This window comes from Foetidibacter luteolus (genome assembly GCF_009650435.1).
GTDB classification, from domain to species: Bacteria; Bacteroidota; Bacteroidia; order Chitinophagales; family Chitinophagaceae; genus Foetidibacter; species Foetidibacter luteolus.
Map to the genome: position 1 here is coordinate 1 of NZ_VVIP01000047.1, position 22875 is coordinate 22875.

Sequence of the window (22875 nt, forward strand, 5' to 3'; positions counted from 1 at the left end):
AGCATTGCTGCAGCATACTGACCTTACGATTGCCGAAATTGCTTATGCACTTGGTTTTGAATATCCCACTTACTTCAACAATTACTTTAAAAGATTAACCGGCACCGTTCCCACAGCATTGCGGGCACAGATTGCTTGAAATTCTTAATGATTGGTTTGATAATCATTAACAGTAGGTATATGTGCGTGTGTAGTTTCGTGCATGCAAAAGAAAACCCTGCTGCTGCTTTTCTTTTTCTCGGGAAATGCTTGCCTTTCATTTGGCCAAAAAATTGACAGTACAAAAAGTATCAGTCATTTTTCAGGTTCTGCAAATGTGACAAACAATGGCATTTCATTGGTTCCTTCTTTTTCATTAAACAGGCCTGCTGCAATTTTCAATATGTCAGCGGGGAAAAGCAAACTTAGTTTTGAACCCGAATTCGCCTTCTCGCTGCAAGGCAAACCCTGGTACTTTCTTTTTTGGTTCAGGTATAAATTAGCAAATACCGGTAAGTTTAAAATGACCGCAGGCACTCACCCCGGGCTGAATTTCAAAAATGCCATACATACTTTAAACAGCGACACAAATGAGGTGAAAGTCGTTGACCGTTATGCAGTGTTAGAACTGGCGCCTTCTTACTCACTCGCTGAAAATATCAGTGTGGGCATGTATTACCTCCATTCCCGCGGCTTAGACCCCGGCGCAAACCAATTGCTGAACTTTATTACCGTCAATGCTAATTTTTCGAACATCAAGCTCAGTGACAAGTTTTTTATGATGGTAACTCCGCAAGTGTATTACCTTGATGTTGATGATGGCGATGGATTTTATTTTACTTCAGCATTTACATTAACCAGGCGGAATTTCCCGCTCTCTGTTTCATCTATTATTAACAACGCAATTCAAACGGATATTTCAGGAAAAGACTTTGTGTGGAATGTCACTTTAACTTATTCTTTTGGCGAACGATACGTTGCGTTGTAACGAATGAATTGTTTTCTATTTCCCTTGTCCCTGATATTAGATTCAAAACCAGGCATCCTGCAAGTTACTATGCTGAATATTCGCAGTCATTGTTTGAAATTCTTAATTATCGGTTTGATTATCGTTACCACCGGTTGCATTTACCGTGAGACCTTTGTGGTATGATATCAAATGAACATTCTAAAGACATTTTTAAACGGTTACGAAACGGGGAAATAATTACGGGGAATGACCCTGAAGCCTTTAAAATGAAGGAAGCTTCTTTTGCTACAAAGAAGTTATTGGTGCGATTAAACAACGCCGACGATCCTACAGAGGTCAGGCACTTGCTAAGTCAAATCACAGGCTCAGAAATTGACGAAAGTGTTGATGTTTTTACACCATTGCATATCAATTACGGTAAGCACACCAAAATCGGTAAAAACGTATTTATCAACTTCGATTGTGTTTTTCTTGACCTGGGAGGGATAACTATTGAAGATGGTGTACTTATCGCACCTAAAGTCAGTTTGCTGTCAGAAGGTCATCCGCTTTCACCCGAGGGCAGGCAATCGCTTGTTCCCGGTCGTATTCATATCAAAAAAAATGCATGGATAGGTGCAGGTGCAATCATATTGGCCGGTGTTACTGTTGGTGAAAATGCCGTTGTAGCGGCGGGCGCCGTTGTATCGAAAGATGTGCCCGCGGATTCAGTTGTTGGCGGTGTGCCTGCAAAAATGATTAGGGTAATTGAGTAATCATAAATAATCAGACAAATGAAAAAGAAAACAGTATTGGCAATTGTATCCTTCCTTTTTTTAGGACAGGTTTTTGGCCAGGCAAATAAATTAAGCGAAATGAAAAAAACAAAGCAAACTGAACATTACACCTTTCAGTTAAGCGATAAGGTAACAAGACAAAAAGTAACCTTCAAAAACCGTTATGGAATTACACTGGCCGGTGACTTATACCTTCCAGAAGACAGCAGCGGCAAAATTTTAGCAGCAGTTGCCATCAGTGGTCCATTTGGTGCGGTGAAAGAACAATCGTCAGGATTGTATGCAAATGAAATGGCAGAACGTGGTTTTGTTGCGCTTGCCTTTGATCCTTCTTACACCGGTGAGAGCAGTGGTGAACCGAGAAATGTAGCTTCTTCAGACATCAATACAGAAGACTTCAGTGCCGCAATTGATTTTTTGGGCCTCCAAAAAAATGTTGACAGAGACCGCATTGGTATCATTGGCATCTGTGGATTTGCAGGCTTTGCTTTAAATGCCACCGCTGTAGATAAACGGGTGAAAGCAGTTGCCACCACAAGTATGTATGATATGTGTCGAGTTACATCAAAAGGATATAATGATATTGTAACACCAGGGCAACGCTCCAAAACTTTGGAGCAATTATCCATTCAGCGATGGCAGGATGCACAGCAGGGAACGCCTGCCCCCTCTCCATTTAATTTACCCGAAAAATTGCAGGGTGATGAACCGCAATTTGTAAAAGATTATTTTAACTATTACAAAACACCACGGGGATTTCATTTAAGATCAATTAACTCAAATGCTGCATGGACAATGACCAGTTCAATTTCTTTAATGAATATGCCAATTCTCACCTACATTAAAGAAATATCGCCAAGGCCCATGCTTCTTATAGCAGGTGAAAATGCGCACTCCCGTTATTTTAGCGAAGATGCTTACAAAGCGGCAGCCGAACCAAAAGAATTGATGATTATTCCGAAAGCCGTTCATGTTGATTTGTACGATAAAAAAGATATAATACCATTTGATAAACTGGAAGCTTTTTTCAAAGAATACCTGAAAGTGGCTAAAACTACTCAAGCAGCAAAGGAAAAAAGCGCGGTTTCAGCGAAAAGAAAATAGTTCATCAATAAAACAAAGTAACATGATGAAAGTGCCGTTGATTTCAGCCATCCTGATGTTTTCTGCACTTACCATCAGTTGTACAGAAAAAATAAAGACGGTGGCAAACGATAACAAAGTTGAAAGCATTTTTCCAAAAGGAGAATTGGGCCAGGCAGAAAATTTTTCAGGAAAAGCATGGCATTATGGTTTAGTTGCCGATGATACTTTGTACAACACTCTCGCAGGCAATGTCTATTTCGAAGCTGGTGCAAGAAGCAACTGGCATATACGTCCGGCAGGGCAAATATTGATCATAACAGATGGCATCGGATATCATCAGATAAAAGGACAGCCCAGGCAAACAATTAAAAGAGGAGATGTTATAAAGTGCCCGCCCAATGTTGAACACTGGCATGGTGCAAGTCCTGAAGGCGGTTTGCAACAATTGTACATTATGCCCAATACAGAAAAAGGGATTGTTCAATGGTTACAGCCTGTTTTAGATGAAGAGTACAATAACCAGGAAAAAAATAAGTAAGATTTCTATGAAACAATTACTCTTACTCGTTCTCTGCGCAATCTCAATCGTCACAAGTTGCACATCTTGTGGTAAAGATAGTGATGCACCGGCCACCGCGAACAATAACGATAATGTAAATCCAAACGGTAGTAAAATGAATATCAAAATTGGATCCTATAATTTCACTGCAACACTCTACGACAATTCAACAGCGAATGCATTCAAATCCATGCTGCCGATCACTGTCAGTATGGCAGAGCTGAACGGCAATGAGAAATACTATGATTTATCCCGCAGTCTTCCTGCCAATGCATCTAATCCGCGAAGCATCCAAACCGGCGATTTGATGTTATATGGTTCTAACACTTTGGTACTTTTCTACAAAACATTTTCTACATCCTTTAGCTATACGAGGATTGGACGTATTGATAACGAGGCGGGGCTTGCGAATGCCCTTGGTTCAGGAAATGTTTCTGTTACTTTCGAATTGGAGTAGAACGTAGCACTATTTAACATGCAATTTCGCCGAGGAATAAAAATTCCCAAGCTATCCAAAGAGTTAGCGTTTAGCGGCTCTTTGGATTTTAAATAAGAGTCAGTCTCCGGACTGCCCATGCATAATACCCCTTATAATCAAAGCCCCATAGCAATCCCTCCGCCCAATGGCTGCCGGACAATGTCATTAAGTTAAGCCCCATCGGGGCCTCCTGTTTGTAGAAACAAGATCATTTTAGATGAACGGATGCCACGTAGTGGCTATCCAATCGTCGCTTAAGGGTAGCCGCTATGCGGCATAATTCCCTTGTTGTATGCTATTTCTACAAACATGTAGCACCTACGGCGCAAAGAACAATGTCTTTCTTCTTAACTTAATGACATTGGGCTGCCGGATTGAAACGGAAACCCCGAAACCACGAAGAGTTAGTTGTGAGGAGTTGCAGTGAAAAACCGGAACTGCGGCTGCAAAAATTCTGGAGGCTGTTGCGGAAAAAGTATTTGGCGGCATTATGTGGAAATGAAATAATAGATTTATTCAGGGAAAGTATACATCAAGGAAAAATTAATGAACAATGCGCCTGCAATTAGTGTCACTTATTATCTTAATAAGTATTTGTTTTATTCTTACGAAATGCAAGTCACGAAATATAGAGGCTGTTCAAATCGTTTTTTTTGATTTGAACAATTTTGAGCGGACAGATACATTATTAATTCACAATATTGATACGGTTAACAGCATAAGAAAACTTTTTAACGCTATGGAGACATCCGATGCAAAGTTTCCAGGGAGGTACAAAATAACTTTCTTGGGAAAAGACGCACCAGAAACATACTACAGTAATGGCACTTATGTTCGACGCAATCGGAAAATTTATGTATTGCCAGAAGGTAAAGAGTTTATTCTGTTTGAATCTATATTAAAAAGCAAGTTCAAAAGTTAATACTACATAGCATGGCGGTTCCCAAGCTATCCAAAGAGTTAGCGTTAAGCAGCTCTTTAGATTTTAAATAAGAGGCAGTCTCCGGACTGCTCAAGCACAATACTCCTTATGATCAAAGCCTCATAGCAATCCCACCGCCCAATGGCTGCCGGATTGAAACGGAAACCCCGCAGCCGCCGGAGCATAGCGAAGGCGGCGAGGAGTTGCAGTGAAAAGCCGGAACAGGTGCTGCAAAAAGTTCCTGCTGCCCACAGCCCCAAAAGTCTCAATACCTTAGCCGTAAGTATGAATCATTCGCTCATCCCATATTCTCCACAGTATGTAAAATTGTAATCAAGGCAGTTGCCCGGTACATACCTTAAAGCCGGCAGAATAAAATTGCTGCGCTATGCAAAAGGAAAAGATTATACAGTTATCTTACCAAACAGAATGAAATAACTCCGCACTGCTGACAGTGCAAGGTGCAACCATTAAAATTCGCAACCATCAACCATCAACCAACAAATAAACGTAATGAGAAAAATACCCATGCTTACCGGTGCCATTTGCTGTATGGCGATAGGCTGTTTGGTAGCTACAACAAATGCCAGTTTAGCGCAAACCGTTAACCATACTGCGGTAATTAGCGCCGCCGTTAACAAAACAGAGGCTAAGGTAATTGGCTGGCGGCAGGATTTTCACCAAAACCCGGAGCTGGGCAACCGCGAATTCCGCACGGCTGAAATAGTTGCCAAACACCTGCAATCATTAGGCATAGAAGTACAAACAAAAGTGGGCGTTACAGGTGTCGTAGGTATTTTAAAAGGAGGCAAGCCCGGCCCTGTAGTGGCCCTCAGGGCCGATATGGATGCACTGCCGGTTGAAGAAAAAGGCAACCTGCCCTATACATCTAAAGTAAAGGTTAACTATAACGGTAAAGAAACAGGTGTTATGCATGCCTGCGGACATGATGGGCATACAGCCATGCTGATGGGCGTGGCGGAAATACTGGCAGGCATGAAAAAAGACTTGAAGGGTACGGTTAAATTTATTTTTCAGCCTGCGGAAGAAGGCGTGCCTCCCGGTGAAAAAGGCGGCGCAGCGTTAATGATAACCGAGGGTGTGCTGGATAACCCTAAAGTGGATGTTATATTTGGCTTGCACCTTAATTCGCAACTGGAAGTGGGTAAAATAGCGTACCGGCCCGGTGGTACAATGGCTGCTGTGGGTACTGTAAAAATTACGGTAACAGGCAAGCCCTCTCATGGCGCCAAGCCCTGGTCTTCTGTTGACCCGATTGTTGTGTCGGCGCAAATCATTAACGGCCTGCAAACCATCGTTAGCCGTAATGTAGATATTTCTGAAAACCCTGCCGTTGTAACCATTGCCTCCATACACGGTGGCAACCGCGACAATATTATTTCAGAAAAGGTTGAAATGCTGGGCACGGTAAGAACCTTTAGCGACAAGGATGAAAAATTTGTGTACAAGCGTATCAGGGAGGTTGCCACCAAAACCGCTGAAGCTGCGGGCGCCTCTGCCGAAGTGCTGTTACCTTACGAACACTACTATCCCGTAACCTACAACAACGAGGCTTTAACGGCCACCATGCTGCCCAGCCTGCAAAAAGCTGCCGGCAAAGACAATGTGCAGTTAGCCGTGCCCAATACAGGCGCAGAAGATTTTGCTTTTTATGTTCAAAAAGTACCCGGCCTGTTCTTCTTTCTGGGTGGCATGCCCAAAGGGCAAGACCCCGCTGCGGCTGCCCCGCACCATACGCCGCAGTTTATGATTGATGACAGTGCATTTTCCACCGGTATAAAAGCTATGTGCGGCCTTGTACTGGATTATATGGACATGAATGCCAAATAACCGCATGTCGGTTAAATGAACCGTAGTATTTTTTATGAGCCCGGCTGAGGTACTGCTATGGGGCTTGGGTTGTGTCACTCACTTGTACGGCTGGATTCGCTATGCAGCTTTTCCCGCAGGGTAGCTGGGCTTAGTGACTTATTGGGCCTGGTTGCCCCCATGTTTTTTGTTCAAACTCCCATATTAGTGAAAACATACCTGTAGCATGCAGCTTTCCGTGGCTTTAGTTGCAATGAATATTCTTTAGTAAATAGTACCCCGCAGACAATTAATCCGTCTATCCCTAATCAAATTCATTCCCTTGCTCGCCTTTATTGAAAAACTAACCTTGATAACACAACGCAGGCTGCTAACCCTGCTTGGCCTTTTTGCCATTACGTGGCTGTTTACCGGGGCTGAGCGGGACCCTAAACTGCTGGTTGGTAATCTTCAGAAATTCAGCGGTATTTACCGGCAGGAGAAAATTCATCTTCATTTAGACCGATCCTGGTACTTTACCGGCGATACCATCTATTTTAAAGCCTACCTGGTTGATGCGGAAAATAACACGCCTTCCGCTACCAGCAACATCATGTACGTTGATGTAATGAACATGGGCGACAGTGTTGTTTCATCGCTTACGCTGCCCGTTTGGGATGGCATTGCCTGGGGCTCTTTCAGCGTGCCGGGCCCACTAACAGGCGCAGCCTTCCGCCTGCGTGCCTACACTACCTGGATGCGCAATTTTGATGCCCGGTACTTCTTTTACAAAACCGTGCCTGTTGTTGAAGTTATAAATTCCGGTATGGTTGCAGAAGCCACACTAAGGGCCGACAGCGGCAATACATCCACTGCCATTATAGAGGCTTTGCTGGCCAACCCTGGCGATACATTAACCAACATTAACTATCAATTGCTGCTGGATGGTAAGGAAGTAAAAAAAGGACAGGCTGCGGCCGGTAAAAACGGTACAGTGCAATTTACGGTGCCGGCATCGCTGCTCACATCTACCTCAAAACTGCAATTGGCAACCTATGCAAACGGCGGCGCTAAAAATGCCGTTACAGGTAGGGTTAACGTAACCCTGGATAACAATAAGAAACCGGTTATATCATTTTTGCCCGAAGGCGGCCAGCTTGTGTATGGCCTGCATTCAAAACTGGGTTTTAAAGCGCTGGGTGCCGATGGTTTGGGTATAGATGTTGCGGGGGATGTTTTTAATGATTCTGATAAAAAAATTGGTTCATTCAAATCCGGTTTCAGCGGAATAGGCAGTTTTGAAATAACCCCCTTTGCGGGTAATGATTATTATGCGTTGGTAAATTATGCCGATGGCAGCAGGCAGAAAGTAAAGCTGCCCAAGCCACTGGACCAGGGATGCGTATTGTTTTTGGATAACGGTGATGATGATATCATCAGGGTGCAGATTTCCGCGGCTAATATTTCGTTGCCCTACCCGGTGCTGTTGGTGGCACAAAGTAATAACAGCATTAAGTATGTGGCAAAAACAATGTTGGGCCCAAGCGGCTACAGCGGCTTTGTTTCCAAAAAAAAGTTTCCTACAGGTATAGTGCAGTTTACCCTTTTCGATTCTGCGCTTAACCCACTGGCAGAGCGCCTGCTGTTTGTTAACCACCGCGATGTATTGCAGGCTACGATAAACACGGATAAGAAAGCTTACGCTAAACGGGAGGCTGTACAGTTATCGTTGCAGGCGCTGGACGAAGCGGGTAACCCCGTAACGGGCAGCTTTTCCGTAGCTGTAACCAGCAGGCCTCATACGGATTTTGATGAGGCAAGTGAAAAAACAATCCTGTCAAACCTGCTGCTCGCATCTGATTTGAAGGGCTATATAGAAAGCCCTAGCTATTATTTTACCACACCGGGGCTGCAGGCGGCAAAAGATTTGGATAACCTGATGTTAACCCAGGGATGGCGGCGGTTTGCCTGGCAGGATATCTTGTACGGCCGCTTTCCGGCATTAACTTATAAAGCCGAAAAGAGCCTTGGCGTAAGCGGAAGTGTAAAGTATACGAACAACAACCCTGTTGCGGGCGGTAAAGTAAGGCTTATCTCTAAAGCCGGCAGTGGTTTTATGCTGGATACCGTTACCAACGCGGCAGGCAGCTTTGCTTTTGCAGACCTTGATGTAACAGGGGATAGTATCCCGTTCATTGTTCAGGCAGAAGACATAAACGGTAACGATAACCTTACAGTTGAGTTAGAACAGCTTCCGGCCTTAACACCTTTGCAGCCAGATAGTATGCCGCGTAGCAGGATGTTGAGGAAGGCTGCACAACAGCCCCTGCCCGTGGAAGTGGTTGAATTTGAAAAGATGCGTACCGCTGCCTCAAAAAACGCAGGAGGGTTAAAAGAGGTAGTGGTAAAAAGTAAAATCCTATCCAAAACAGAAGAAGCGGTTGCCCCCTCGGCCAACCTGAATGGCCCGGGCAAGGCAGACCAGGTACTTACCTACATGGATTTAAGAACCTGTAACGATCTTGGCGCCTGCCTGCAGGGTAAATTACGGGGTGTTTATTTTAAAATGCTGCTGGATTCACAGTCACATACCATGAACATTGTTCCATTCTCTACATTGGGTATGGGCTCTCCCATGATGGTTATACTGGATGGCATGGAGATGAACATCAGGCAGGGTGGTGCATCCCTTGATAATATACCGCCGTCAAGTATTCAAAGTATTGAGGTATTGCGCAGCGGAAATTATTTGTCTTCATACGGCCAGAGGGGCAGGGGTGGCATCCTTATCATTACAACAAAGAAGGGTGGTATAGATTATAATGAGGGCTTACAGAAAGATACCAAACGCGTATTTACCGGTTCTTTCAGGGCATACCACCAGCCCCGTGTTTTTTATTCGCCGGATTATAGCGTTACACCCGCTGTAAGCACCGCCGATGCAAGAAGCACTATCTTCTGGAAACCTGATATTGTTACAGATGAATATGGAAAGGCTGCCGTAAAATTTTATAATGCTGATGTAACAGGCACATATAGCATAATACTGGAGGGTATTTCCGAAAACGGACAACTGGCCAGGTCAGTATACCATTACCAGGTAAACTAAAAACGGTACAGTTACTCCATTACAGCAAATTTTGCATGAGCGTATGAAGCACATTTTATTGTTACCGCTGCTGCTGCTGTGTATTAAAATGTTGGGCCAGGACCAGGTTTCCGGCAAGGTAGTATCAGAAAAAGGAGACCCATTGCCGGGCGCAACGGTATTTATTCCCAACACCAGCATTGGAACGGTTGCAGACCATAACGGAGAGTTTACGCTCAGTAAGCTGCCCAAAGGCATTTTTAAAGTGGCCGCTTCTTTCGTAAATTTTACCACCGGCTTAAAAACGGTGCCTAAAGCCCTGCGCAGTACCAGGTTAATCATTCGCCTTAAGCCTGTGGAGGCAGAATTAAAAGAAGTAATTATCAGAAAATATGATAAAGACGGCTGGGAAAAATGGGGTACGCTTTTCAGCAATACTTTTATTGGCGAATCTGTGTATGCGCAGTACTGTAAAATAACCAACACACAGGCAGTACATTTTGTGCACAACCAGCAGTCAGGGCTATTACAGGCATTTGCCGATGAGCCACTGATCATTGAAAACCGGGCCCTTGGCTACAAGATAACATTGGAACTGAATGATTTTTCCTACGACCTTAACCGCAACGAGGTAGATTACCAGGTGTATTCATTCTTTACAGCCATGGATGGTAAAAGGGACGAAATGGAGCAGTGGGAGAAGAACAGGTCGGATGTGTACGATTTGTCTTTGATGCGGTTTATGCGCCGGTTATATGCCGGTGATTATGCGCAGGACGGTTTTGAAGTGCGGTTAATTGAGCGAAAGCCAAACCTGGAAAAGCTGCGCATACAGGAACTATATAAAGCCAGCTACATAAAACTGAAAACGGCCAACAGTGGCATGAAAGAAAAGAATATTATAAAGGCCGTGGAAAAATCTTACCCGAGGGATTCACTTAGGTACTACCGCAAAATTCTGCAACAGGAAGACAAGGTAAAAAGGTTTCATGATGAATTACTGCCCATAGATTCTTTTACCAGTAAAACAGACAGCGGTACAGTAATATTTTTCTTTAACGAAACGCTGCAGGTTACGCACAAAAAGCTTAAGGAGCCAGTTGAATATTACAATTACCGCAACCGGCTTAATGAAAACAATGTGTTAGACAAATCCTCCGTACAGCAGCAACTAAATTCGCTGCCGCCTGTTACAGAACTTACATTAACCCAGCAAATACCGGTAGAGATAAACGAGAACGGTTATTTTAACAACATAGACCTGTTCATCAATGGTTTTTGGGGCTGGTGGGAAAAACTTGCAACCAAACTGCCCTACGAGTATTATCCTTAGCCCCAAAAGAAGAAGAAATTTTATGAGCCCGGCAGCAGGACAAGCATTAAACTGCCGTTGCGTCGCACTCTTGTACGGTTGGATTCTCTGTGGGGCTTTTTCCACCATATCGCCTTTGTTTCTGGCGCCGCAGGTGGCAGAAGTTTTAGGGTGGAACGTTATTGGGATAGGGTGAGGTAATGCTTGACCGATTGATAAACACAGGTTTCAGCGCTATTGATTAACTGTGCGAAACCTCAGTTGTTGGTGGATTTTTTTCTAAGGTTATTCCCATTTTTTGAATTTATTCAAAATATAGCTTGTCGTATTTTTGTTAGTATCAAAGTGATTTTTCATATGTTCATATACAAGCTGTGTTACATCTTTTTTTACTTTGGGCATGCCCAACTTAGTCTTGGTACTTCCTTTAAATTGAAAGTTTTTGCCTTTAACAACTGCAATAAGCACTAACTGTTTCTTTACCAGTTTTCGATTTATTACAATCTCAATGCTTTCTTTTTGTGCGATCTTTTTAATTGATAAAATTAACCCATTTAAAATGCCTTCATTCAAAGAACCACCTAACGGTGTTTCAATATTTCCTGCGTAAGTTTTTATAAGCGGCATGTCACACCAAATGTTCACATAAGAAATTCCAATTTTATATATGTAGTTGTCAATTTCGGCATCGATATCAATTCTCAATGAGGAAAGACAGTAAGGGTGCTGTGATATTAAATAGTCAAGTTGTTTAAAAATACCTGTAGGGTAACAAAAAATATTTCTTTGGAGCTCATTAGTTGTTTTGTCGGTACTAATAATCTTTAAATTTTGATTTAACAATGCAAACTGGCGTAAAAAAGTGTTGATGTGCTCGTAGACCAATTCAAAATCTTTGAAGATTTCTTTGTCTGCCGTAAATGTGATTACAATGTTTTTTTCTTTCTTTTGTGATGTTGTAGCTGCAATCTTGAAATCTCCTTTTTGGCCATATAAAACCAACAAGTTAGGCTGATCGTTTATGGCTATTGAAATGTCAGAGCTTAACGTCGTAAGAATATGGATACCCAAACTTTGCATCTTGTTCTCAGTTGACTGAAGTTCTTCGATTCTTAAGAGAAATTTTTTTGTATCTGCATTTATAAGCTTAATTGTAATTGTATTCCCTTTAAAAAAATCAATTTTAAGAATTAGGTTTTCTGAGCAATCTTCTAAAATTTCTTCGAAAAAATATTCCAACATATGTTTAAATCCTGTGAAATGCATGTCACCTATGTACATGCCGGGGCGTTTTCGTATGTGCTCTTTCCACTTACATGTGAAGGTTTCGAGGTTTTGCATAATCCATTTAAGTTTAGTGTCAAATTCAAGGCGTTTCTGTTTGTTCAAGGGGTTTAGAATTATTACAACAGAACCACGCTCTTGAGTTTTGGATTCCACTGCTTTTAACAGGATTTTTTATTGTTCCGTCAGTATTATTTGGTTATCCTTTCAACCCTTGTTTTGGCGAACATATCACCAAGACGCTGTTGTTTCTTGTTTATTAATTCTAAAACAATAGGAATTATAGCTGGAAAAAGTAACAACTCAATAAAATCAAAAAAGTGCCGTTTTACAAGGTCTGCAAATTTTAACTTGGAGTGGTCTATTTTAATGACTCTCAATTTAAAAATATATTTTCCAATTGTTTGTTGAAAAAAATATTCTTGTAAGCTGTAATATGCAAACATGATCAATGGCAACGCAATCACTGGAGGAATGCCTATGGATTGATATGTTCGTATGCCTGTTTTTTTATAAAACAATTCTGCATATCCCCAAAATAACAGAATACAAATAAGAAAGTCAATCAGGTACGCAATAAAACGCTTTAAACCTGTACTATAATTAACTGAAGATTTTGTCAAGTTAAATAAATTATTTTGTTTAGGTAGAAATCTTATGCTGGCAATGTTTGGAGGTGTTAGATAACAACTATCGTCCCCCCGCTTTTGCGTATTTCCAAAAATAGGATATTCTCTTCCTATTTGTCGGTATTTTCCGGCTTAGCGGATGGGAAAATGATGTTCATCAATCTTCAAGAAACATGTAGAAGGAAGCCTGATTATCATGGTAGGCTAAGTTACTTCGGTTAGATGTTTCTGCTGCCGCAGGTGGCAGAAACAAAAACTACCCTGCGGGAAAAGCACAACAGCAATCCCACCGCTGAATGGCTGCCGGATTGAAACGGAAACCCCGCTGAAGGTTGGTGCGGAAGGTCTTGCGGCGGAGTTGCAGTGAAAAGCCGGAACTGTTGCTGCATTGACACCCTGTAGCTGAAAGCCCCATATGATTTTACGATGGCCCAATTGTATGATGCGCAGCAGCCTTAACCCTGCTGGTTTTTAGCCCATCACGAACGCTTAATTAAATTTCTCTTCCCCTGAAGTGTTCGCAAGGGTGGCGTTGTATCTTTGTAGCCTCTCCTTCACTACAATCGAGTTTCCCCCGTTAAGCAGGTTAAAATGTTTGCCATTACAGCGTAACTGCGTGTACGCACCAGCCGGCATTCATCCTGTATGCTTTATACCTCTTGCTATGCTCCGTTCCCTTTAGTGTAAACCAGGCTAACCTTGGTAAATGCCGTAAACCTAAAAATCATCCTTTATGAACAAAAGTATTTACGCCCCTGTGCTTTGTGCCCTGGCCATAGCCATGCACCCGGGCAACTTGTATGCACAGGCCAATCAGTCGCTTTCCAACTTAACCAATCCCACGGCTGTTAACAGAGATTTATTGCCCAACGCCGCCAATACTTTTAACCTTGGCAGTAATGCCGGCACCTGGAAGAATTTGTACCTGGGCAACGGTCTTTTTTATAAAGGCGCCCTCACCATTCACAGCGTTGGCACTGATAATTTTTTTGCCGGCCCTAATGCGGGCAACCCTGCCGCCACAGGCAATGGCAATACCGGTATAGGATTTTATTCGCTCGACCAGGTAACCACTGCCACCGGCAATACGGGCCTGGGGCTTCGTTCCCTTAATTTTTTAACCACAGGCAGGTACAATACCGCTGTTGGGCACAGGGCGCTTTACACTACAGGGCCTTCAGAAAACAATACAGCAGTAGGTTACCGTGTAATGTATTTTACTACCACCGGCAGTAACAATACGGCGTCTGGCTATCTTGCCTTAACCACTAACAGTACAGGCTCGTTTAATACAGCTTTAGGCAGCCAGGCTCTCGGGCTTAACAGCGAGGGCAACCAGAATACGGCGGCCGGGGTGCAAACGCTTTATCAAAACACTTCCGGTTACGATAACAGCGCATTCGGTTACCAGGCGCTGTATTCCAACACAACCTCCGGCAGCAATTCCGCTTTCGGCATTTTTGCGTTACGTTCCAATACAACAGGCTTTCTTAATACAGCGGTGGGGGCCTATGCACTTGCTTCCGCCGCTGAAGGTACAGCCGGTGTTGCGCTGGGTGCATACGCGTTAAACTCAAATACCACAGGTAATAACAACACTGCTACAGGTTATTCCGCGTTGGGGCTTAACAGCACCGGAAGCAACAATACCGCCAATGGTTATGCCACTTTGCAGTTAAATGCAGGCGGTAATGATAATGCTGCATTGGGTTACCTGGCGCTTGCTCAAAATACAGCAGGCAGCTCCAATACTTCGGCAGGCGCCTTTGCACTTAATGCCAATAATGACGGTAACCACAATGTTGGCGCAGGCTACAGTGCCCTGCGCATAAACACCAGCGGCACGGGCAATACAGCGGCCGGGTATTTTTCACTTGGTACCAATACCACGGGCAATTACAATACGGCCCTTGGGTATAATGCGGATGTTAGCGCCGGAGACCTTGTTTCCGCAACGGCTATTGGCGCCAACGCGGTAGTAAATGCCAGTAATAAAATTCAGTTGGGTTCATCTACAACCGTGCTGGCAACAACCGGTGGTGTTACCATTGTTAGCGACGGGCGGTTTAAAGAATCTGTGCGGGACAATGATGTGCCGGGGCTTGATTTTATTAACAACCTGCGCCCGGTTACCTACAACATGAACTATAAGCGCTATGATGAATTTTTAAAAAGAAACCTTCCCCGTGTAAAAGCATTGCAAACCGGGGAAGCATACGAAAGCAGGCTGCAAGAAAAGAGCAGGCTTAGAGAGGCTGGTTTTATTGCGCAGGATATTGAGCAGCTTTGTAAGCAAAAAGGGTATGTGTTCAATGGTTTGTACACGCCACAGAACGATAACGATAATTATGCTATTGACTACAGCCGTTTGGTGGTGCCCCTGGTTAAAGCGGTGCAGGAATTGTCTCAGCGTAATGATGCGCTTGCACAACAGAATGAGCTATTGCAAAACGAGCTGGCAGATATAAAATCATTACTGCTTAAGCAATGGCCGGCGGCAGGTGCGGAAATAACAACTAAACCCCGTTTGCAAAATTCTCCAAACCCTTTCCGCGGCTCAACGGTTATAGACTATGATATTCCATCAAAGTTCTCCTCCGCCTGCATCATCGTGTACGACCTGTCTGGCAAAAAGATAAGGCAAATGCCTTTGCCCATGCAGCAAGCGGGAAGAATAAATTTTACTATGCCCAATGTAGCGGCCGGAATATACAGGTATGTTTTGGTGGCCGATGGCAAAGTAGCTGCCACAAGAAAAATGACGGTGGCCAGGTAAAATAGAAGTAACGGGTTGTTTAAACGGCAGCCCGTTTTCTTTAATGCATACAGCATGCTTTTGGTAGAGAGTTTTATGGGGCCGGCTGCAGGAAAGCCCCATCCCCTGACGGGGGTTATTATGAGCCCGGCTGCAGGAACATCTATGAGGCCTTCGTTGCGTCGCACTCTTGTACGTTCTGTTCGCTATGCAGCTTTTCAGCCCGGTTAGGAGTGGGGCCGTGAATGATAATTTTTACCCAATGATTATACATTGGGGGAATGCCTGCCGGGTAGAATTGATGATGCTGAATGGCTGCCGGATTGAAACGGAAACCCCGCTGAAGGCTGGTGCGGAAGGTCTTGCGGCGGAGTTGCAGTGAAAAGCCGGAACAGAAGCTGCCATGTTAACACAACAGCCGAAAGCCCCAATTGTATTTGCAGAATACAATATTTTTTGTAACAGCCGTAAAACAAAAAGGCTGCCTGTTATGGCAACCTTTTGTACTGTGATTGAGCTATGTAAATACTTATGGTTTTTTGCCTATTACCTGTATGGCGTTACCTGTTTTTTTGCCGGCCACCAGCCTGTCTATGCGTATGAACAATTTGCTTAAAGGTAGTGTTAGCAATTGTATGGCCGAGCCACCTTTGCGGCTAAGATAACCTACTTCCCAACCCAGCCTTGAAAACCAGCCGTCGGAATTGGAGGCATGCACAATGGAAAAACCTTCTTTTTTAAACCTGTTTACCAGGCCATCAAGATCGTACACCTGTCCAACATGCTCGTCGTGCAACCAGTCCTGGTGTTCTTCAAACCATTTTTCAGGAAGTATAGTAAGTTGTTTGATGTTGGGGATTTTAACCATCAGGTAACCGCCGGGTTTCAGCTTATCCCAGCAGCCTTTAAAAGGCATTTCATTTTCGTAGATATGCTCAAACACATCTATGGCAAAAATGAAATCGTAAGTGCCATTGCCTTCCATGGTTTCAATCTTATCACGGTAAATGGTAACGTTGTTGTAATTGCCCTGTGCTTTGGTTTTCTCCAGTATGTCGGCCCTTTCCTGCCATATTTCCAGTGAAGTTATCTGCGCTTCAGGTAACGCTTTTGAAAGCATGAATGAAAACTCGCCAAGGCCGGCGCCTACATCCAGTATTTTTTTGAAGCTTTTAAGGGGCAGCTTTTTAAAGAGTTTAATAACTACGAGGCTGCGGGCCCAGTTGCCAACGTTGGTGTACCCAAAAACACTGTAGAGGAATTTTGAAAGTGCCGGGTTTTTTTTCATTCTTTCGCTGGTAAGCATTTGCGAGGATCCGAAGTCGAGTTTTATGGTTGTGTCGCTCATGTTGCTTTATGTTTTAGGAGTGTTTAAAGTGGTGGTTATTTTAACTGGTTGTTTTGGTTTTATGGTGCAGTAACAGGTTACAAAATATTAAGATACAACGGCTGAAGCTGTTTCCGCTACTTCCGGGTAAACGTCTACCCAGGTGAATTTTTTTGTCATGATGCCTTTGGGGTGCTCACGGCCAATTTTGAAGGCCAGCCAGTTTTTGGGTGCGATAACGGTATTCTTTTTATCGCAGAGATAAGCTGCCCACCAGGCAAACGTACTGTTGGAAATGATGGCTACATCCGCATTTTTGATGATCTGGAAGTCTGTGATTTCGTTATTGGACGAAAAGATGAAATTGCTTCTTTCGCCAAATACGTTTTTTACATACTTGATATCGTCGCTTACAAAAAATACTTTATAACTGTCAAGGTTAGGGATGGCGTTTAACTGGCGCTGAAAATATTCTATGGGTAAGGAGATATCGCGTTTGCCATAGTGCATATAGTCTGTACGGCGAATGTGAACAGTTATGGTTTTATTGTTACGGAAGATTTCTCCAAATTCCTGGTCAAATTTGTCGGTATATTTTTTCTTGATTTTGAATTCGAATTTTTCCGGGTTGTTGTCTAAATACCAGTCAGACTGGTAATAACCGTCATATACTGTAAAATTCTTTGCCTTGAATTTTTTAGGGCCAAAGAAGTTGTGCACGTACACAGGCTTAAACTTTACCAGCTTAAAAAATATTCTCGTGAAAATAGAATACAGTTTAGAGCCGATAGTTAAATCGTTGTAAAGCCCCAGCTCGAAATACCTGGTAAGGTAAGCGTGGTGGGGGTTGGGAAAGAAGAAAATCTTTCCCTTGTTATGCGCTTTCATAAAGCGCAGGAAACTGTATTGAAACAGTTGATTGCCAAGTCTGCCTTTGAAAAGTATGGCTACCATGCGGTGGTTTTTAAAAGTTATTAATTATTCAGGGTTGTTTGTTACGTTTTTATGGGTTTGCGTGAAGTTTAGCTTTAGGTGCTTTAATGTACCTTTTGAAAAACTCCGGGTAAAAATTTACAGCATACAACAAAATATTGCGTTGGCTGATGTTCAATTCTTTCTTTAAGATAACCTGGGCAATAATGAAGCCGTTGATGTTGCTGAAAAGCGTTGCATAAGCGGCGCCTATAATACCCCAGCGATGGATAAGAAAATAATTGAACGCTATGTTTACAAGGGCATTGAACAAAACCATGTAAAATGTTAGCCTGGTTTTTCCAATGGAATTAAGAATGGTTCCAAACTGCCTGCCGTAGGGAATCATCAGGCAGTATAAAAGGGTTACCCGCAGTAAAGGTACTGATTCTGCGTTTTTTTCGCCAGCGATTAATACCACTACAAAGTCAGCAAAAAAATACAGGAACAATAACCCAGGTATAAGTATAGCCAAAAGGCTGCCAACCGATTTTTCGTACAGGTATTTGATGGCTGTTTTTCCTTCTGATTCTATACGTTTGGCACTCTGGGGAAACACAATGGTTGAAACCGCGTTAATGGGTATTTCTATCAGGTTGGTAATGCGCATGGCGATATTGAAAACCCCTGCTTTGGCAGGGCCAAGGTAGGCGCCCAGCATCATCTGGTCTATAGAACCTGAAATAATGGAACTGATAGAGGTACCGAACGAATATTTGCCGTAGTTAAAGAGCTTCTTTACCCACTCAGGATAAAGTTTGTAAGAAAGGTTCCTGAGGTAGGGCCGTGCCAGGAAGTACCCTAAAGCGGTGCTGATTACCGCGCTGAATATTTGAACATAGACCAGGTAAAGCAATTCTGTATGGAAATTGAATACACTGCAAAAAGCGATGTATGCAAAAAGGCTGCCCTGCCGGATGAAATTAGTTAGAAAAACACCTTTAAAGTTAAGGTGAGCCTGCTCTATGGCATTGAACTGGTTTAAAATTCCGGTAAGCAGGAAAACGATGTTATAGAGATAAAACATGTTGACCAACTTGGGGGAATGCCACATATTGGCCAGCGAAGGCACAAATAGAAAGTTGGCCATTATGAAGATGGCTGTGAGGCCCCAGCTTATGGTAAAAGAGGCACTGATAACTTTGGGTGCATCTTCTTTGCTGGTTTGCGCCAGGAATTTTACCAGTGCATTTTGTATGAGGCCGTTACGGGCAAGCTCCAGTATGTTAATGGCAGTCATGAACAAAACCCACACGCCGTAGTCTTCTTTTGAAAGCAGCCTTACAAGTATCAGGAAGCTGCCGAAGCCAAACAATACTCCCGAAAAGTTTTGGAGCACGGTTAAAAACCCCGACTTAATCCAGTATTGGTCTTTAAACCGTTTCATGCTGCTTTTTTTCTGTTTTTACACTGCTTTTTACAAAATGCTGGTCTAGGTATTCTTTTAACTCATCGTCCGTTTTTGCATGTAGTATTTTGGCGCCGGAAAGCTTCGGGAAGATAGTTTGAAAGCAACCGAACTGGTGCTCCGGCCCTTTTTTGGAAAGAATGAGGTTAATGCCGCCAAAATAACTGGCGAAGCTTGCAGTGCCGCCATGTATGGAGATAAAGTGATCCGCATTGGCGTACACCATCAACTGCAGGTGGTTAAAGTTATTGGCTTTGCCTTTGTTCTCTTTAAACAAGTCTTCCATCAGTATTACTTCGGGGTGTGTTTCCCGTATTTCATCATATTCGTTAAGGTCGTATATGTCGCTATTGTCGCCTGTAATCTGGTGCGGCCTCGGCCTGTTGTAGATGATGGTATAATCATGTTTCAGCTTATTAATCATATGATGCAGGATGGGCTTGCTGAAATAGCTGATCGGGGGGCCGTTCCATTCTTCGTTGTAGCGGTTGGCAATAATCAGGATGGGCTTATCATACACGTAAATATCATTTTTATAGGTAGCTTTTAAAGGCACCGGCTCCCATTTGCTGATATCGTAATCGTGGCTGTAAAGAATCCTGGGTGTTTCGTAGTTGTAATTGCCTTCACCCGTACGTACATCATACACTTCTTCATGATTGGGAGAAAAGAAATACAGCTCTTTGGTAAATTTGGCGCCCTCGGTTTTTTGAAGGGTGCCGTTTTTGTAATGCCAGTACGCAAAAGGCAGCACATACATTATCTCCGGCGCAAACTCCCCACTGAAAGAGATGGTTTTATAGGGCTTTTTGGTTACATAATCTTTGATGAGATATTTTAATTGAATTAACTCGCACATGTAGGTAATGCGGTAAAAATACTTAAGCTCAAATGGCAGTTTGCCATGCTTTAAGAGTGTAAAAAGCATTAAGGCTTTATTGGTAAGCCTGAATAATAATGATTCTTTGTTTTGGATGGTTGCCCGCATAATTGTGTTTTAAACGGTTAAGGCGTTTTGGGTTTTTTTCTGGGGTGTGTATAAAAACCACAGCCCCCACTGATTAAATAATTTGTACAGTAAAATTGGTAAACCAATGGAAAATGCTGTAACCAGGTATAATGCGATATTGGGATATTGGCTTAACCCAATTTTAAAGAGTATAGCACGTGTTATGCCGTTAATAATAATGTGCATGGTGTAAATGTACAGCGAGTGTTTCCCTATTTTCCGTAGAAACACCAGAAGGTTAAACCTGTCCAGTACAAAAGATATGTTCAGTATCATTGCGATACCGCTGAATATAGATAGCAGGAGCAATGCGTTCTGCAGACTAAAGAAGTCTGTTTCCTGTTCGGGAACTTCGTAAACATTCATCACCAGCTTTAACGCTGCGAACAGTGCTATAAAAATAGCGGTTAATTTTAAGGAAGAAAATTTGTCAAAATTTTCAGGTTTCAGCATCGTACGTGCAATTGCATCTCCCAATGCTATATAGAACAGGAATTTGCAAACGGTTTTTATACCGAAAACAAAGAAATCTGCCGGTAAGTAGTAAAACAATATATAGGTGGCTGTTCCCACCAGCAGCATGGCGGATTTACCCAGGCGGAAATAAAACTGGAGTAAGGCAAACAGTACCGCACCTGTAAACAGCACATACAGAAACCAAAACTGGTCAAGCTGGTGTGGCTGGTAGAAAAGATAAAGGTAATCCAGTGCTGTTCGGGGTGTATTCCCCACGCTGTAGCGGTTGGCTACCAATTGAAAAGTTATTTGCAAGGTTGCCCAAACCAGGTAGGGGTATAAAATGGTTGAAAATTTGTAACGGATAAAACCAGGGAGCCCTCTTTTTTCAAAACTCTTTCTTATATAAATGCCGGATATAACAAAGAACAATGGCATACGTGCATAATAGAACAGTTTGCAGAAATCGTACGGCCCCAGGTTAATATCGGCCTGCATATTTACAAGGCCATCAGTTACATGCTTAAACACAACAAGTATAATTGCAATGCCACGGGCATAGTCAATCCAGTTTCTCCTGGTGGCCTGCCTTGCCTGGCTCTGTGTAGATGTTATGTTTTGTAAAACTGGTTGCATGTACTTGTGTTGCTGTGCTTGTTATTTGGCAGTGTTACCCTGCATAATATCGTCAATAAAAACAGCCTTGTAATTGTTGGTTTGTAAAAAAGATTTGTTTGCTTTTTTTATGTTCAGCAAAGCCCTTACCTGGCGGCTTACAAACAGGGGTATTTGCATTACAGCTTTTACCGATTGCCGTACGCTGAGTAAACTGTTTTTAAATATTACGATATACAAAAAACTTAGCAGGTAGGCAGTTAGTACCACAGTCCACGGAAGCAACATGGCAGGCAGTACAAAAAAGCTGGTTGCAAACAGGGCAAATGCTGCAAAGAACTGTATAAACAGCGGTGGCCTCATGTTGTTGTAACCAAAAAATGCGAGCCTGAAATTACCCGTGCCAATACCGCGAAGGAATATTTTCCATGCTTCGGAAAAGTAACGGAAATAAGCGTTTATCCAGCGGGTGCGTTGTTTTTGCATGCTGTTGCCGTCACTTACTTTTTCGTCGTACAGTTTTGCATCCGGGGCGTAACCTATCACATATTTTTTGGCTAGTTCGCATTGAAGCTTTTTATCAAAGCCGCCAAAAAAGTTGGTATAGGATACTGATTTGTACATTTTTAAATCAATAACAGTGCCCCTGCCGGCAATGTGTGCGGAAAGGTGCAGGCGGGCAGGTGATAACCTGTCGATAAAATTGTAATACTGGTCGTTAATGGTATCCAGTCTTGCAAATGTTGTATCTATGTTTTTGGGTAAAATATTGCTTTGAACGGCACGGTAGCCTTTGTTAAAGTAGCTGTTGATTACCGTGAAGAATTCAGGATGAACAAGGTTATCTGCATCAAAAATGGCAATGGCATCAAATTTTTGTTCATCAATGTTGCTTAAAGCAAGTTGTATGGATTTTATTTTAGAATGCAGCGCTGCTGGCGGATATAATATATGAATGCGCTCATCCTGGTAGGGCAGGTCAATAACCGGGCAGTCATCCGCTATTACAAAAAAATGCAAATTCCTGTATTGTTGCTTTAGCAGCGAATCAAGAATGGGTTCAAGGAAGTCAATATTTTGGTGCAGGGGAACAATAACCGCGAATGAATAATTTTTTTCCTGGGGTTTGTTCCACGCAGGTATTTTGGTTAAACGTACATTCAATATATCCGCAATTACAAATATCACAACTATTACAAAGTAGCTCATCAGCCATATTTGCGATATATATAGCAGAACATTAATCGCTTTAAGTATAATTTCCATACAACTTTTTAGGAATGTTGTTAATAGCAGTAGCTGCCATGCGCTAGGGCGAACAACGGTTAACAGTGCGGTGTGTTAAGAAAGTACCGGTTAAAAAAGTTATAGGGTGCTTTTCTATGAATCAGCGGTTTTTACAGGTGCATATGTCCTGCATGTTGCTTATTCATAAACAGCA

At 42.8% G+C, this 22875-nt stretch carries 19 protein-coding genes; 11 read left to right on the forward strand and 8 right to left on the reverse strand.

Going from position 1 to position 22875, the window contains the following annotated elements; all coding sequences use genetic code 11:
* Positions 1-4: 4 nt before the first annotated feature.
* The 10 genes from F0364_RS14515 to F0364_RS14560 all read left to right on the forward strand — a co-directional run bounded on the left by F0364_RS14515 (position 5) and on the right by F0364_RS14560 (position 11000).
* Complete coding sequence (locus tag F0364_RS14515; protein ID WP_235921121.1) at positions 5-139, forward strand: helix-turn-helix domain-containing protein; 135 nt, start codon at positions 5-7, stop codon at positions 137-139.
* A gap of 243 nt (positions 140-382) precedes the next feature.
* Positions 383-967 (forward strand): hypothetical protein, encoded by a 585-nt coding sequence (locus tag F0364_RS14520; RefSeq protein ID WP_153798517.1) that lies wholly within the window; start codon positions 383-385, stop codon positions 965-967.
* A 161-nt stretch (positions 968-1128) separates the two neighbouring features.
* Positions 1129-1704: a DapH/DapD/GlmU-related protein gene (locus F0364_RS14525; RefSeq protein ID WP_153798518.1), complete on the forward strand. Its 576-nt coding sequence runs from the start codon at positions 1129-1131 to the stop codon at positions 1702-1704.
* An 18-nt stretch (positions 1705-1722) separates the two neighbouring features.
* Positions 1723-2829, forward strand: coding sequence for an alpha/beta hydrolase (locus F0364_RS14530; protein WP_153798519.1), 1107 nt, complete (start codon positions 1723-1725; stop codon positions 2827-2829).
* 22 nt (positions 2830-2851) lie between these two features.
* Positions 2852-3349, forward strand: a complete 498-nt coding sequence (locus F0364_RS14535; protein ID WP_235921115.1) for a cupin domain-containing protein — start codon at positions 2852-2854, stop codon at positions 3347-3349.
* 7 nt (positions 3350-3356) lie between these two features.
* Positions 3357-3827: a cyclophilin-like fold protein gene (locus F0364_RS14540; RefSeq protein ID WP_153798520.1), complete on the forward strand. Its 471-nt coding sequence runs from the start codon at positions 3357-3359 to the stop codon at positions 3825-3827.
* Between the two features lie 574 nt (positions 3828-4401).
* The gene (locus tag F0364_RS14545; RefSeq protein ID WP_153798521.1) at positions 4402-4770 is read left to right on the forward strand and encodes a hypothetical protein; all 369 of its coding nucleotides are present in this window, start codon (positions 4402-4404) and stop codon (positions 4768-4770) included.
* A 513-nt stretch (positions 4771-5283) separates the two neighbouring features.
* Positions 5284-6621 (forward strand): amidohydrolase, encoded by a 1338-nt coding sequence (locus F0364_RS14550; protein WP_207632683.1) that lies wholly within the window; start codon positions 5284-5286, stop codon positions 6619-6621.
* 328 nt (positions 6622-6949) lie between these two features.
* Complete coding sequence (locus F0364_RS14555) at positions 6950-9688, forward strand: carboxypeptidase-like regulatory domain-containing protein (protein WP_153798522.1); 2739 nt, start codon at positions 6950-6952, stop codon at positions 9686-9688.
* A 43-nt stretch (positions 9689-9731) separates the two neighbouring features.
* Positions 9732-11000, forward strand: a complete 1269-nt coding sequence (locus F0364_RS14560) for a carboxypeptidase-like regulatory domain-containing protein (RefSeq protein ID WP_153798523.1) — start codon at positions 9732-9734, stop codon at positions 10998-11000.
* Between the two features lie 264 nt (positions 11001-11264).
* Here F0364_RS14560 and F0364_RS14565 read toward each other — a convergent pair whose 3' ends face one another.
* On the reverse strand, positions 11265-12419 hold the full coding sequence (locus F0364_RS14565) for a DNA topoisomerase subunit B (RefSeq protein ID WP_153798524.1): 1155 nt from the start codon (positions 12417-12419) through the stop codon (positions 11265-11267).
* A gap of 35 nt (positions 12420-12454) precedes the next feature.
* Positions 12455-12886, reverse strand: a complete 432-nt coding sequence (locus tag F0364_RS14570; RefSeq protein ID WP_207632684.1) for an RDD family protein — start codon at positions 12884-12886, stop codon at positions 12455-12457.
* Between the two features lie 739 nt (positions 12887-13625).
* On the opposite strand from F0364_RS14570, the gene F0364_RS14575 reads away from it, so the two are divergent.
* Positions 13626-15668 carry a tail fiber domain-containing protein gene (locus F0364_RS14575; RefSeq protein ID WP_153798526.1) on the forward strand — a complete coding sequence of 681 codons (2043 nt, stop codon included), beginning with the start codon at positions 13626-13628 and terminating at the stop codon, positions 15666-15668.
* A 508-nt stretch (positions 15669-16176) separates the two neighbouring features.
* Here F0364_RS14575 and F0364_RS14580 read toward each other — a convergent pair.
* From F0364_RS14580 to F0364_RS14605, 6 genes are all read right to left on the reverse strand, one after another.
* Entirely contained in the window at positions 16177-16995 is an 819-nt protein-coding gene (locus F0364_RS14580) for a class I SAM-dependent methyltransferase (protein WP_153798527.1), read from the reverse strand.
* Positions 16996-17082: 87 nt separating this feature from the next.
* On the reverse strand, positions 17083-17928 hold the full coding sequence (locus F0364_RS14585) for an alpha-1,2-fucosyltransferase (protein ID WP_153798528.1): 846 nt from the start codon (positions 17926-17928) through the stop codon (positions 17083-17085).
* A 49-nt stretch (positions 17929-17977) separates the two neighbouring features.
* Positions 17978-19333 carry a flippase gene (locus F0364_RS14590; protein WP_153798529.1) on the reverse strand — a complete coding sequence of 452 codons (1356 nt, stop codon included), beginning with the start codon at positions 19331-19333 and terminating at the stop codon, positions 17978-17980.
* Positions 19320-20342 (reverse strand): hypothetical protein, encoded by a 1023-nt coding sequence (locus F0364_RS14595; protein ID WP_153798530.1) that lies wholly within the window; start codon positions 20340-20342, stop codon positions 19320-19322. Before F0364_RS14595 ends, F0364_RS14590 begins: the two co-directional genes overlap by 14 nt.
* Before the next feature lie 9 nt (positions 20343-20351).
* Positions 20352-21455, reverse strand: coding sequence for an acyltransferase family protein (locus F0364_RS14600; RefSeq protein ID WP_153798531.1), 1104 nt, complete (start codon positions 21453-21455; stop codon positions 20352-20354).
* 21 nt (positions 21456-21476) lie between these two features.
* Positions 21477-22700, reverse strand: coding sequence for a glycosyltransferase (locus F0364_RS14605; protein ID WP_153798532.1), 1224 nt, complete (start codon positions 22698-22700; stop codon positions 21477-21479).
* Between the last annotated feature and the right edge of the window lie 175 nt (positions 22701-22875).